Annotated in this window: 13 protein-coding genes; 6 read left to right on the plus strand and 7 right to left on the minus strand. The window is 69.6% G+C overall.

The window, feature by feature from the left end; all coding sequences use genetic code 11:
• Positions 1-5: 5 nt before the first annotated feature.
• Positions 6-1493, minus strand: a complete 1488-nt coding sequence (locus QU603_RS14440) for an MFS transporter (protein WP_308492073.1) — start codon at positions 1491-1493, stop codon at positions 6-8.
• Positions 1494-1718: 225 nt separating this feature from the next.
• Here QU603_RS14440 and purU point away from each other — a divergent pair, with 225 nt between their 5' ends.
• Positions 1719-2594 carry a formyltetrahydrofolate deformylase gene (purU, locus tag QU603_RS14445; protein WP_308492074.1) on the plus strand — a complete coding sequence of 292 codons (876 nt, stop codon included), beginning with the start codon at positions 1719-1721 and terminating at the stop codon, positions 2592-2594.
• On the opposite strand, the gene QU603_RS14450 is transcribed toward purU, so the two are convergent.
• Positions 2591-3442 (minus strand): serine hydrolase, encoded by an 852-nt coding sequence (locus tag QU603_RS14450; RefSeq protein WP_308492075.1) that lies wholly within the window; start codon positions 3440-3442, stop codon positions 2591-2593. The two genes, purU and QU603_RS14450, sit on opposite strands and share 4 nt — an antisense overlap.
• Positions 3443-3621: 179 nt before the next feature.
• The gene (locus tag QU603_RS14455; protein ID WP_308492076.1) at positions 3622-5586 is read right to left on the minus strand and encodes a M13 family metallopeptidase; all 1965 of its coding nucleotides are present in this window, start codon (positions 5584-5586) and stop codon (positions 3622-3624) included.
• Between the two features lie 334 nt (positions 5587-5920).
• Between QU603_RS14455 and QU603_RS14460 the strand changes: the two genes are divergently transcribed.
• Positions 5921-7243, plus strand: coding sequence for an MATE family efflux transporter (locus QU603_RS14460; protein ID WP_308492077.1), 1323 nt, complete (start codon positions 5921-5923; stop codon positions 7241-7243).
• 40 nt (positions 7244-7283) lie between these two features.
• On the opposite strand, the gene QU603_RS14465 is transcribed toward QU603_RS14460, so the two are convergent.
• Positions 7284-7700 carry a nitroreductase/quinone reductase family protein gene (locus QU603_RS14465; RefSeq protein WP_308492078.1) on the minus strand — a complete coding sequence of 139 codons (417 nt, stop codon included), beginning with the start codon at positions 7698-7700 and terminating at the stop codon, positions 7284-7286.
• Between the two features lie 52 nt (positions 7701-7752).
• On the minus strand, positions 7753-8382 hold the full coding sequence (locus tag QU603_RS14470; RefSeq protein WP_308492079.1) for a TrmH family RNA methyltransferase: 630 nt from the start codon (positions 8380-8382) through the stop codon (positions 7753-7755).
• A gap of 90 nt (positions 8383-8472) precedes the next feature.
• Here QU603_RS14470 and QU603_RS14475 point away from each other — a divergent pair, with 90 nt between their 5' ends.
• On the plus strand, positions 8473-9732 hold the full coding sequence (locus QU603_RS14475) for an Nramp family divalent metal transporter (protein ID WP_370655312.1): 1260 nt from the start codon (positions 8473-8475) through the stop codon (positions 9730-9732).
• A 23-nt stretch (positions 9733-9755) separates the two neighbouring features.
• Entirely contained in the window at positions 9756-10412 is a 657-nt protein-coding gene (locus tag QU603_RS14480) for a metal-dependent transcriptional regulator (RefSeq protein ID WP_308492080.1), read from the plus strand.
• A 12-nt stretch (positions 10413-10424) separates the two neighbouring features.
• On the opposite strand, the gene QU603_RS14485 is transcribed toward QU603_RS14480, so the two are convergent.
• Complete coding sequence (locus QU603_RS14485) at positions 10425-11411, minus strand: SDR family NAD(P)-dependent oxidoreductase (RefSeq protein ID WP_308492081.1); 987 nt, start codon at positions 11409-11411, stop codon at positions 10425-10427.
• 98 nt (positions 11412-11509) lie between these two features.
• Here QU603_RS14485 and QU603_RS14490 point away from each other — a divergent pair, with 98 nt between their 5' ends.
• Together QU603_RS14490 and QU603_RS14495 are read left to right on the plus strand one after the other, a co-directional pair.
• Positions 11510-12283 (plus strand): HAD-IIA family hydrolase, encoded by a 774-nt coding sequence (locus tag QU603_RS14490; protein WP_308492082.1) that lies wholly within the window; start codon positions 11510-11512, stop codon positions 12281-12283.
• Positions 12284-12293: 10 nt separating this feature from the next.
• Positions 12294-12464, plus strand: a complete 171-nt coding sequence (locus QU603_RS14495; RefSeq protein WP_308492083.1) for a hypothetical protein — start codon at positions 12294-12296, stop codon at positions 12462-12464.
• A gap of 121 nt (positions 12465-12585) precedes the next feature.
• Here QU603_RS14495 and QU603_RS14500 read toward each other — a convergent pair whose 3' ends face one another.
• Positions 12586-13482, minus strand: a complete 897-nt coding sequence (locus tag QU603_RS14500) for an ROK family protein (protein ID WP_308492084.1) — start codon at positions 13480-13482, stop codon at positions 12586-12588.
• Positions 13483-13542 lie beyond the last annotated feature (60 nt).

Genomic DNA, 13542 nt, shown 5'->3' on the forward strand with positions numbered 1-13542 from the left:
ACGGGTCAGGGCGAGACCTCCTCGAACACGCGGTTGCGCGTGTGCGGGGCGAACTGGGCCAGGATCGACGCGATGATCAGGAACGACGAGATCAGCAGCAGCGCCCCAATGACCGACAGGTGCGGAATCAGCGGGGCGAGGATCAGGATGCCGATCCCGCCGCCGATGTGGCCGACACCGTCGACGATCGCGAAGCCCGTCGAGCGCGCCCGGGTGGGGAAGCTCTCGACGGTCATCGCGTAGCTCGGCGAGACCCACAGGTTGAAGCCGGCGAAGATGATCATCGCGCCCAGGAACACGACCAGCAGCGAGTCGCCGCCCACCGCGACCACGACCGCACCGATGAAGGTCACCACCGTGCCGATCGGCAGCCAGTAGCGCCGTTCGAGCTTCTCGACGATGAACGACATCACGACCGCTTCGATGATGAATCCGATCGAGCCGACCGCGGCGATGATGCCCGCTTCGGGCGGGCTGTACTTCAGCGATGTGAGCACCGTGGTGAATCCGGCGGCGTAGGCGTAGACGGTGATGTAGCCCACGAACCACATGAAGAACAGCAGGATCACGCGGCGCAGGTACACCGGGTTGCGGAAGATGTCGCCGTAGGGCACGCGCCGGGCCGGCGGCCAGTGCGTGGGTGTGCCGGCCAGGCTCAGCTCGGCGAGCGGGCCCCTGCGCAATGCGCGCTGCTCCATCTGGTCCGCGAGGACTGCGGCGTCCGTCGCACGCCCCCTCTGCAGCAGCCACCGCACGGACTCCGGCAGCTGGAACCGCAGGATGATCGCGATGATGGCGAGGGCGGCGCCGACCACGTACATCCATCGCCAGCCGCTCTCGGCTCCCACCGCGAACGGCAGGCCGGTGGGCCACGGTGTGGGCGGGGTAGTGAGGATCAGCCCGAGCCAGATGCCCACGAACGCCCCCACGGCCGACATGATGAACACGACGGTCGTGAACTTCGCCCGCGACTGCTTGGGCGCCACCTCGCCGACATACGTGTTCACGATCGCGAGGTCGGCGCCGATGCCGATGCCGGTGACCGCCCGCGAGACCACGAAGTTGGCGTAGTCGGGCGAGAGCGCCGTGTACAGCGAGCCGAGTCCGGTGATCAGCATCGTGATCAGCAGCATGTTGCGCCGGCCGATGCGGTCCGACAGCGGGCTGAGCACGAGCGTGCCCACGACGTAGCCGAGCAGGTTGAGGATCGTCGGCAGCGCCAGGTAGTTCAGCGCCGTCTCCGGCGTGCACCCCGGCACCAGCTGCGTGCACGTCTGGACGAACGACACGTTGATGTCGAAGATGTCGTAGAACGTGAACAGGAACCCCAGCCCGATGATCACCAGGAACGCCGGCGACAGCGACCAGGTGCGGATCCTGTCCAGCCGCGCCATCACCCGACGCGACTCCTCGGGTATCGGCTCGCCCTGCTCGCCGCGGCCCCGCCGGCGATTGTCTGCGGCGCTCGGCGGCTGTGCCGCCATGCCGCTCATGATGCCCTCCGTGTACAGACCATGACCTTGCCCCATTTCACAGCTCTGTGATCGGTTCCGTCCGGTGCGGCGGGGCGAGGGCGGTGAGGGATGCGAGTCGGACATCGCCGGCGACACAGCGCGCGCCTGGCGGTTGGCAACTTACCACCGGGCCCGCAGCGGAAATCGGCTCATAGGATATTCATCGAGAACGCTCGGTTCGCTCAGGCACGGCAGAATCGAACCATGCCCCTGCACCCTCTCCCCTCCGACCACGCCTGCCTCATCGTGTACGGCCGGGACCGGCCGGGGATCGTCGCCGCCGTCTCGGCGCTGATCACCCGCAACGGCGGCAACATCGTCGCACTGGACCAGTACAGCGACGACCCGATCGGCGGCGCGTACTTCCAGCGGGTGGTGTTTCACCGGCCCGGCTTCGCGGCGGCGGCGCCCGAGATCGAAGCCGACCTCGATGCCACGCTGGGCGCCGGATTCGACCTGAACTGGCGGCTGAGAGACCAGTCGGTGCCCAAGCGCATGGCGGTCCTCGCCTCCCAGCAGGACCACTGCCTGCTCGACCTGCTGTGGCGGCATCGCCGGGGCGACCTGCCGGTGACCGTGCCCATGGTCATCTCCAACCACACCGACGCGGCCGACGACGTGCGCAGTTTCGGCATCCCGTTCCACCACGTGGCCTCAACGCCCGGCCCCGACAAGTCCGCCTCCGAGGCAGAGCTGCTCGAGCTGCTGGTCGGCAACGTCGACTTCGTCGTGCTGGCGCGCTACATGCAGATCCTCTCGCAGGACTTCCTCGACAAGCTCGGGGTGCCGGTCATCAACATCCACCACTCGTTCCTGCCGGCGTTCGTGGGCGCAGAGCCCTACCGCAGGGCCAAGGAGCGCGGTGTGAAGCTCATCGGCGCCACCAGCCACTACGTGACCGGCGACCTGGACGAGGGACCGATCATCGAGCAGGACACTGTTCGCGTCACGCACGCCGACTCGGCCGCCGAATTGGCCCGTCGCGGCGCCGACGTCGAGCGACAGGTGCTCTCACGCGCTGTGCTGTGGCATGCGCAGGACCGAGTGATCCGCCACGGCAACCACACGATCGTGTTCTAGAACACGTACTCCATCAGCTCGACGCCCAGCGTGCGGAACGCTTCGTGCGCGCGCAGCCGGTGCATGATCGACAGGTCGTCGAAGCACACGATCAGCGCATACGCGACCCCCGCCCGAGGTCCGGCGAGCACCCCTGCTTCGACACGGATGCCGTCGTCCCGGCCGGTCTTGTTGATGAACAGCAGCCCGTGCTCGTCGTTGAAGTGTGCGAACGGGTCCAGGCCCGTCGCCGATGCCACCAGCGACAGGTCCTGATTGAGGCTGAGCCACTCGGCGACCTGGGCGCTGACCCCGGCGGTGACCGCCTCGGAGTTCACCAGCGCGGCGAACATCTGCGCGAGCTCCCGTGTGGATCCGAGGGCCACCTGGGGCGCGTCATCCGGCCCGCGGTGATCGCGGAAGCGGTCCAGCAGCGCGGAATGCGACATCCCGAGCTGTTCGATGCGCGCGCGCACGGCGGGCAGTCCGACGCGATTGATCAGCGCGTTGGATGCCGCGGCATCGCCCGAGGAGGCCGCGAGCACGGCAAGATCGACCACCGGCAGCGCCGGCGCCTTCAGGTGCTGCCAGACACCGCCGACCTCGACGCGCTCGATCGAGGAGCGGTCGATGATCTCGAGCGGATCGAGGGTTCCCGCCTCGATGGCGGCCGCCACCTCGATCAGCAGCGGCACCATGCCCAGGCCCGCCACCGGCAGGGTGACGAAGTCGTCGCCGCGCAGGACGGTGCTGCCGCGGTCGAGGTCATTGATGCGCACCGAGACCTTCGCGCCGGCCTGGGCGAGGTCATCCAGCGCCTTCAGCGTGGATGTGAACGTTCGTCTGCCGACCGCCGCCCTCCTCGGCAATCGCCTGTTGCTGCGTCGCGACCCCCGAAGCGACGCTGTGTCCCGTTTGGGCTCTGGGGGCGTGCCCACGGCATTCCTTCCACTGCGCAGGGCTCATGCGCACGGCGCGCGCACGAGTATTCAGTTGTGTCTGCAGGATGCCGCGACCTGATGTCCCAGACGAGGACTGCGGCATCCGCTCACCAGATGGTGACGCGCTGCTGCTCTGGCAGCCAGAGCGCGTCGGACTCCGTCACATCGAATGCATCATAGAACGCGTCGACGTTGCGGACGATCTGATTGCACCGGAACTCGTTCGGCGAGTGCGGGTCGATCGTCAGCAGGCGGATGGTCTCGGCATCCCGGCTCTTCTGCCGCCAGACCTGCCCCCAGCTCAGCAGCAGCCGTTGCGGGGCCGTGTAGCCGTCGAGCTCACCCGTCGGTTCGCCGGCGGTGGCCAGCGCGTAGGCCTTGAGGGCGATGCCCAGTCCGCCGAGGTCGCCGATGTTCTCGCCGATCGTCAGCGCACCGTTGACGTGGTGCTCGTCGGACAGACCCTGCGGCACGAGCGCGTCGTACTGGGCGATGAGGTTCTTCGTGCGCTTTTCGAACGCCGCCCGGTCCTCGTCGGTCCACCAGTCCTGCAGCTTGCCGTCGCCGTCGTAGCGGCTGCCCTGGTCGTCGAAGCCGTGCCCGATCTCGTGGCCGATGACCGAGCCGATGCCGCCGTAGTTGGCCGCGGCATCGCGCTCGGCGTCGAAGAACGGGTACTGCAGGATCGCCGCCGGGAACACGATCTCGTTCATGAGCGGGTTGTAGTACGCGTTCACCGTCTGCGGCGTCATGAACCACTCGTCGCGGTCGATGGGTCCGCCGACCTTCCCCAGCTGCCGGTCGTGCTCGAACACGTGCGCGCGCCGCACGTTGCCCACCAGATCGGTCGCGTCGATCTGCAGCGACGAGTAGTCGCGCCAGCTGACCGGGTAGCCGATCTTGGGCGTGAACGAGTCGAGCTTGGCCAGCGCGCGCTCACGGGTGTCGGGGCTCATCCACTCCAGCTGCGAGATCGACTGGCGGTAGGCCTCGATGAGGTTGCCCACCAGCGCGTCCATCGCCTCTTTGGCCGCCGGCGGGAAGTGCCGCTGGACGTACACCTTGCCGACGCCTTCGCCCATCGCCGCCTGGACGATGCCGACACCGCGCTTCCACCGCTCGCGGTTGACCGGCACGCCCGTCAGGGCCGTGCCATAGAACGCGAAGTTCGCCTCGATGAACGCGTCGGGCAGGAACGGGGCGGCGGAGTGCACGATCTTGAAGCGCAGCCAGTCCTTCCAGTCGGCCAGGCGCTGTTCGGTCACCAGCGCCCCGAGTGCTTCGAAGAAGCTCGGCTGGGTCACATCGACCTCGTCGAACGCGCTCTCGCGGCCGGGCGCGAGAGCCGCGCGCCAGGGCCCGAGGTCCAGGCCTGCCAGCTGCTGCAGCTCGTCCCAGGTCTTGAGGTTGTAGGTGGCCACCGCATCGCGGCTGCGCACGTTGTCCCAGTGGTGCGATGCGACGTCGGTCTCGAGCGCGAAGATCCGCTCGGCGGCGTCGGACGCCCCGGCGATGCCGGCCAGGTCGAGCATGGTGGCGATGTGCGCACGATACTGATCGCGCACCTCGGCGAAGCCGTCGAGCCGGAAGTAGCTCTCGTCGGGCAGCGTGATGCCGCTCTGCACGAGGAACGGCACGTACCGCTCGGGATTGCCCGGGTCGGGCTCGACGTACACGTCGATCAGTCCGCCCACGCCGTCGCGTTCGAGGCGGCCGATGGTCGCCAGCAGCGACGGCACCGAGTCGATCGCGTCGACGGCGGCGAGCTGTTCGACGATGGGCGCGATTCCCCGCTGTGCGATGCGCTCGGTGTCCATGAAGCTCGTGTACAGGTCGCCGATCTTGCGGGCCTCACTGCCGGCCTCGGCCTGCTGCGACTCTTCGACGATCGCCCGGACGTCTTTCTCGGCCTGCTCGGCCAAGAAGTGGAACGAGCCCCAGCGGGCCTTGTCGTCAGGGATCTCGGTGTTCTGGATCCACGTGCCGTTCACGTGGCGGAACAGGTCATCCTGCGGCCGGATCTGCGGGTCGAATGCGTCGACCTCGAGGCCCGAGTGGGGGGAATCGGTCATGCTCTCCAGGATAGGCCGCCGGGCACCCGCCCATGCACGCTCGGGATGCCGCATCCTGGTCGTGATCGCATCGTGATCGGCCGTCAGGCGATGCGCGTTCCCGGTGGCAGCCGGCGGGCGGGAGTGCGTGTGCGCGACCATGTGCTCCGCCGTCGGCGGCACCGTCTGCTGCTGGCTGCCGGGCCGGCACTCGTCGTAGCGCTCGCTCGACGCCGGGGCTCTCTGCGCGCTGCGGATGCAACGGATGCGGCGGCCCCCATGGCTCCACCGGACGTGCCCAGGACGTGCCCAGGACTCACCCAGGACTGTCTGAGGACTCACCTAGGCTCGAACAGTGAGCACTCCCGGCGCCGTGAACCGCGACATCCTGCGCCTCGCGGTGCCGGCGCTGGGTGCCCTGATCGCCGAGCCGATGTTCCTGATCGTCGACTCCGCACTGGTCGGGCACCTCGGCGTCGTGCCGCTGGCAGCGCTGGGCATCGCCTCGGCCGTCTTGCAGACGATCGTCGGGCTCATGGTGTTCCTCGCCTATTCGACGACTCCCGCCGTCGCCCGCCGGTTCGGTGCGGGCGATCGGTCACGCGCCGTGTCGGCGGGCATCGACGGCATGTGGCTGGCGCTGGGCCTGGGCGCCCTGCTCGCCCTCGTCGGTTACCTCGCCGCACCGGGGCTGGTGGCGCTGTTCGGGCCGGGGCCCGAGGTGGCCGCCGAAGCCCGCATCTACCTCGGCATCTCGATGTGGGGGCTGCCGGCGATGCTCATCGTGTTCGCGGCGACAGGTCTGCTGCGCGGCATGCAAGACACGGTGACGCCCCTGTGGATCGCCGGCATCGGCTTCGCCGCCAACGCCGCCCTGAACGCGCTGTTCATCTACGGACTCCGCTGGGGCATCGCCGGCTCCGCCGCCGGAACCGTCGTCGCCCAGTGGGGCATGGTCGCCGCCTACGCAGTCGTAGTGGGAAGGCTCGCACGCCGGCACGAGGCATCCCTGCGTCCTCAACGCGAAGGAGTGCGCAACACCGCCCGTGCGGGCGGTTGGCTGTTCCTGCGCACAGTGTCGCTGCGCGTCGCGCTGCTGGCCACGGTCGCGGTGGCCACCGCATTCGGCACACCGGAGCTCGCCGGCTGGCAGGTCGCGTTCACGATCTTCTCGACGGCGGCGTTCGCGCTGGACGCGCTGGCCATCGCCGCACAGGCCCTGATCGGCAAGCAGCTGGGGGCCGGGGCGACATCCAGTGTGCGCCTCGTGCTGCGACGCACCCTCGCGTGGGGTGCGGGCTTCGGCGTAGTGGTCGGGGTCGTCATCGGCGGCCTGTCCGGCTGGATCGGGATGCTGTTCACCGGCGATCCTGTCCTGGCCGCCCTCGCACAGCCCGCGCTGATGGTGCTGGCGGTCGCCCAGCCGGTGTGCGGCGTCGTGTTCGTGCTCGACGGCGTGCTGATGGGCGCCAACGACGCTCGCTACCTCGCAATCGCGGGCGGCCTGAACCTCGTCGTATATGTACCGACCCTGATCGCGCTCTGGCTGTGGCATCCCGGCGGCGCGGCCGGACTCACGTGGCTTGCCGTCGCGTTCTTCGGCGTATACATGCTCGCGCGGCTGGTGACACTGGGGTGGCGCATCCGTCGTCCGGAGTGGATGCGCCAGCCAGCATGACCGCGCGAGACTGCGCTGCCGCGGACTCAGTCGCGCGGCCTCAGTCGCGCGGCCTCAGCCGTACGACGGGGATCACCCGCGACGTGCGCTTCTCATACTCTGCGAAGCCGGGGGACGCGGTGGTGAACTGCTTCCAGGCGGCATCGCGCTCGGCGCCCTCGAGCACTGTGGCGTGCACCGCGACGGTACCGTCGTCGGCCGTCTCGATCTCGACGTCGGGGTGGGCGACGAGATTGTGGAACCACCCCGGATTGTCGTCGGCGCCCGCCTTGGACGCGGCGACCAGCCAGCCGCCCTGTTCACGGATGCCCCTGACCGGCGTCACGCGCGACGCGCCGCTGCGCGCCCCGACGTGGTGCAGCAGCACAAGGCTGCGACCGAAGTTCGCCACGGTTCCACCGGTGCGGTGGAACTCCTCGATGATCGCGTCATTGTGTCCCGCGTACGGACTGCTCATGGGATTCCTCTCGTTCACGTCTCAGATTCGAGCATCTCACCCGAGCTCCCGGTCAAGCCCAGCGGCGGCACCACTCGTACATGATCACCGCGGCGGCCGCCCCGGCATTGATCGAGCGCGTCGAGCCGTACTGGATGATCTCGACGTGACCGGATGCCGCGGCCAGCGCCTCGTCCGAGAGCCCGGGGCCCTCCTGCCCGAACAGCAGCACGCACTTCTCCGGCAGGTCGGCGTCGTACAGCGACCGCGACCCGGTGACGTTGTCGACCGCGACGATCGGTAGGGATGCGGCATCCGCCCACTGCGCGAAGGCGGCGATGTCGTCATGATGCTCGATGTGCTGGTAGCGGTCGGTCACCATCGCACCGCGCCGGTTCCACCGCCGGCGCCCGATGATGTGCACCGCCTCAGCGCCGAACGCATTGGCGCTGCGCACGATCGAGCCGATGTTCATGTCGTGCTGCCAGTTCTCGATCGCGACGTGGAACGGGTGGCGCCGCGTGTCGAGGTCGGCGACGATGGCCTCCATGCTCCAGTACCGGTAGCGGTCGATCACGTTGCGGCGGTCGCCGTGGGCGAGCAGATCGGGGTCGTATCGCGGGTCGTCCGGCCACTCGGCCTTGCCGCCCGGCCACGGCCCGACGCCGTAGTCGGGTTCGGGCGCGTCGGGCTCAGCAGTCACCGATCCAGGCTAGTCGCCCCCGGCTGCCCCTCGCCCCGGGCGAGGACCACCAATCTTTCGGTGCACCGAAAACAGGAGTAGAATGTCGGCGTGCCCAAAGCAGCGGCCGTGAGCCGCGAAGCGACGTTTGGTGCCCGCTCTGCGACTTCCGGGCCGGGCCGCAGGGCATGGATGCTGGGGCCCGCCCTCGTGGCCGGTGTCGCCTACCTCGACCCGGGCAATGTCGCCAGCAACATGACCGCCGGCGCCCGGTACGGCTACCTGCTGGTGTGGGTGGTGGTGCTGGGCAACCTCATCGCCTGGCTCGTGCAATACCTGTCGGCCAAGCTCGGAGTGGTCACCGGTCGCAGCCTTCCCGAACTGCTGGGAACCCGCTTCCATCGCAAGGGAACCAGGATCGCATACTGGGTGCAGGCCGAGCTCGTCGCGATCGCCACCGACGTGGCCGAAGTGATCGGCGGCGCCGTCGCCCTGCAACTGCTGTTCGGGCTGCCGTTGGTGGCCGGCGGGGTCATCACGGGCGTCGTCTCGCTCGGCCTGCTGGCCGTGCAGCGACAGCCGCGCACGTTCGAGTTCGTCATCATGGGCCTGGTCGCCGTGATCGCGGTGGGATTCGTCGCGGGTGTCTTCGTCGCACCGCCGCACCCACACGACGTCGTCGCCGGGCTCGTCCCCCGGTTCGACGGGTCGGGGTCCGTGCTGCTGGCAGCCTCGATCCTGGGGGCGACGATCATGCCGCACGCGGTCTACGCCCACTCCGCGCTGGCCCGCGACAGGTTCGCGCTGACGCAGCTGCCCATTCCGCGCCTGCTGCGCGCGACCCGGTGGGACGTGTCGATCGCGATGGCCGTGGCAGGCGCCGTCAACGTGTGCATCCTGCTGCTGGCCGCCACCGCCCTGTCGGGTGCGGGCGGCACCGACACGCTCGAGGGCGCGTACGCGGCGCTGCGTGACGGCATCGGACCGGTCGTGGCCACCCTGTTCGCGGTGGGGCTTCTGGCCAGCGGCCTTGCCAGCACCTCGGTCGGCGCGTACGCCGGGGCCGAGATCATGCACGGGCTGCTGCGCACGGGCATCCCCCTGCTCGTGCGCCGCGCCATCTCGCTGGTTCCGGCGCTGCTGCTGCTGGTCGTCGACGCCGATCCGACCCAGGCCCTCGTGCTCAGCCAGGTGGTGCTGTCGTTCGGCATTCCGTTCGCGCTGATCCCGCTGATCTCCCTCACCGCGCGGCGGGAGGTGCTCGGCCGATACCGCAACCGGGTGCTGACCAGCGCCGCGGGGGTGGCGGCATCCCTCTTCCTCATCGTGTTGAACGGGATGCTGCTGGTGATGCTGACCGCGGGAGTCTGAGCCCACGCGGCTACCCTGGGGGGATGCCCAGCCCCGCTCAGACCTCGAGCCCCGCGGCCGACGACTACCTGAAGACGATCTACCACCACACCGAGTGGCAGGACAGGCGGATCACGCCGTCGCAGCTGGCCGCCGTGCTCGGATTGGCGCCTTCGAGCGTGACCGAGATGGTCAAGAAGCTCGTCGCGCAAGGGCTCGTCGCGCACCGGCCGTACGGCCCCATCGCGCTGACGGCCGACGGCGAGCGGCGAGCGGCCGCGATCATCCGGCGGCACCGTCTGATCGAGACCTGGCTGGTGCGCGAATACGACTACACGTGGGACGAAGTGCACGACGAGGCCGAGGTGCTCGAGCATGCGCTCAGCGACCGACTGCTGGACCGCATCGACGACCGGCTCGGCCGCCCGCGGGTCGACCCGCACGGCGACGCGATCCCCGACGCCGACGGACACGTGCGCCGCGAGCGGTTCGTGCTGCTGCGGGATGCCGAGCCGGGCCACCGCGGCAGCGTGCTGCGCGTCAGCGACCGCGACCCCGAGCTGCTGCGCGCCCTGGAGAACGCGGGGCTGCATCTGGGCTGCCGCATCGAGGTGCTCGGGGCGCACGAGGTGCGCATCCAGGATGCTGCGGCCATCACGATCCCCGATGGTGCGCTCGACGCGGTGTGGCTGACCCTCTGACCGCCGCCGACTTCAGCGGAACCGTCGACGCGCCCGCGCCGCCTTCTCGAACGGCCAGCGCACGCGGGTCGCGTTCTCGCAGTACTCCCACAGGCGGGCGCCCAGCGCCGGGTCGCGCGTGAGCCTGACGGGCGTGGCACGGCGCGGCGTGCCGTGCACGATGAACCGTGGGCCGACGAACTGCCCGCCCTCGATCTCGGGATCGACCAGCGCCCGCACGAGGCTGTGCGCGCCGCTCTGCTTGGACTGCGAGATGGGCGTCTGCAGGTTGTCGACGAAACGCTTGAACCGCGCCGGTTCGTTGACTCCGCGCACGCCGGGCGAGCGCCCGCTGATCGAATACCCGGGGTGGGCAACGACGCTGGATGCCGGCACCCCGGCGGCCCGCAGTCGCCGGTCGGCTTCGAGCCCGAGTACGGTGGTGGCCACTTTCGACTGCACATACGCGCGCCACGGCGTATATCCCTCCACCAGTTCAGGGTCGGTGGGGTCGGTGGCGCCCATGGCGGTGGACATGCTGCCCAGCCACACCATCCGCCCGCCGACCACCGCGAGATTCTGCAGCAGCTCGCCGGCCAGCGAGAAGTGGCCGAGCACGTTCGTCGCGAACACGAGTTCGTGGCCGCCCGCGGTCTGACGCTGCTTGGGCGGATGCACGATCCCGGCATTGAGCAGCACACCGTGCAGCGGTCCGCGGGCGCGTGCCGTGGCTGCGGCCGCCCGGATCGAGCCGAAGTTGCTCGTGTCCAGCAGCAGCGTCTCGACGGTGCCGGGCTCGGGCGACCAGTCGTCGGCCGCGGCATCCGTCACCCGCCGTTCGACTGCGGCGTGCGCAGCGGCGAGGCGTTTGGGATGACGCCCCGTCATGATCACGTGCGCTCCGGCCGCGACGAGCTGCTCGGAGGCGAAATATCCCAGACCACGCGTGGACCCCGTGATCAGGTAGCGCCTGCCGCTGAGGTCCGGCAGACGCCGCGTGTCCCAACCGTCGCGTGCCACACTCCGAGCCTACGCGTGCCGCCGTTCGCCGATGCGGAACAGCGACGGCGACGCGCGCAACGTTCCGACAGTCGTGGTCGGCCCGATACGCTGGCCCCATGCGGACCCGTGCCGATATCGACTGCTGGCTCACCGACATGGACGGCGTGCTCGTCCATGACAACCGACCGATCCCCGGAGCGGCCGAACTGCTCGCGCAATGGCGGGATGCCGACATCCCGTTCCTCGTGCTGACGAACAATCCGATCTTCACGCGGCGCGATCTGTCGGCCCGACTCGCGCAGTCGGGCCTGGACGTGCCCGAGGATCGCATCTGGACCTCGGCGCTGGCGACCGCGCAGTTCCTGAAGACTCAGATGCCGGGCGGCTCGGCGTTCGTGATCGGCGAGGCGGGGCTGACCACGGCCCTGCACGAGGCCGGATTCATCATGACCGAGACCCAGCCCGACTACGTCGTGGTCGGCGAGACCCGCCAGTATTCGTTCGAGGCGATCACCCAGGCGATCCGGTTCATCGGCGCCGGCGCCAGATTCATCATCACGAACCCCGACGCGACCGGACCGACGCCGTCGGGCATCGTCCCGGCGACCGGATCGTTCGCCGCGCTCATCACGAAGGCGACGGGCCGCGAGCCGTACGTGGTCGGCAAGCCCAACCCGATGATGTTCCGCTCGGCCATGAACCAGATCGGCGCGCACTCCGAGAACACCGGCATGATCGGCGACCGCATGGACACCGACGTCATCGCCGGCATCGAGGCAGGACTGCACACGGTGCTCGTGCTCACCGGCATCAGCGACCGCTCCGAGGTCGAACGCTACCCGTTCCGCCCCGACGAGATCGTCGATTCGGTGGCCGACCTCGTGCAGTGACCTCTCCGCGATGAACGGGCTCGAACAGAATCTGATGCTCGGCGCCACGGCGCTCGCGCTGGCCGGCACACTGGTCGTCTTCGTGGCGCAGTACGTCCGCCGGTACGGCAAGAAGAAGGACCACGACCGCGACCACGGGAACGACCGCGACGACCACGGAGACGATCCCTCGGGCCGCTGACCGGCGGAACGGGGATGGCCTGCCACCGAGCGATGAGCCGAGACTGCAGAGACTGCGGGTCGTCGGCGCCATCGAGCGCAATTCGTGCCGTCTCGATCCGGGAGAGGTCCGCCCGGCCGCCTCAGCGCAGGGCGAGGGCCGCGGCGCCGACCAGCGGACCGTCGCCGTGCAGGCCGCTGCGCACCACGGGGACGGCGGCCGCGTACGGCAGCGACGCCGCGTCGCGAAGCGCGGCGCCGACGAGCTCGACGTAGTCGCCCGAGACGCTCGAGAACCCCCCGCCGATCGCGATCATCTCGACGTCGACGAGCGCTGCCACGTCGGCGAGGCTCCGGCCCAACGCGCGGGCCGACCGCTCGATCGCGGCGCGGGCGACGACGTCACCGGATGCCGCGGCCGCGCCCAGCTCTTCTCCGGTCGAACCCACCCACCCCTGGGCACGGGCCCATGCGACGCTGGCCGGCCCGGCCGCCACTTCTTCGAGCGACAGGTCGTCGTCGGAGTGCATCTGGCCGATGTGCCCGGCGTTGCCGGTGGCACCCGCGGCCAGTCGGCCGTCGAGGACGAATCCGCCGCCGATCCCCGTCGACACGACGAGCGAGAACGACGACCGCGTCTCACGCGTTGCACCGACCCATGCCTCGGCCAGGGCCAGGCATCCTCCGTCGTGCCCCAGGTGCACCTCAACCTCGGTCACCCCCGCACGCGCTGCCGCATCGGCGACGATGTCTTTGAGTGGCATGCCGTGCAGCTGCGGCAGGTTGACCGGGGCGATCGTTCCGGCCGCATGGTCGATGGGCCCGGCACTGCCCACCCCGATGCCGACGACCCCGTCGGGCGCACCCGACAGCACTGTGCGCACGATCTGGATCAGCTGCGCATGCAGCAGATCGGGCGTCGCACGCGGTCCGGTCGGCCGGCGCGACCGCGAGCCCGGCAGCACCGCACCCGATGAGTCCACCAGGGCGGCCTCGACCTTCGTGCCGCCCAGATCGACGGCGAGAGCGAGTTGTGTCACGACGTGAACGTTCCGCTCATGAGGCCTCCGATGAAGTACTTGCCCACGCCGACACGGATT

Origin of the sequence: Microbacterium terrisoli (assembly GCF_030866805.1) — a bacterium.
Classification (GTDB): domain Bacteria; phylum Actinomycetota; class Actinomycetes; order Actinomycetales; family Microbacteriaceae; genus Microbacterium; species Microbacterium terrisoli.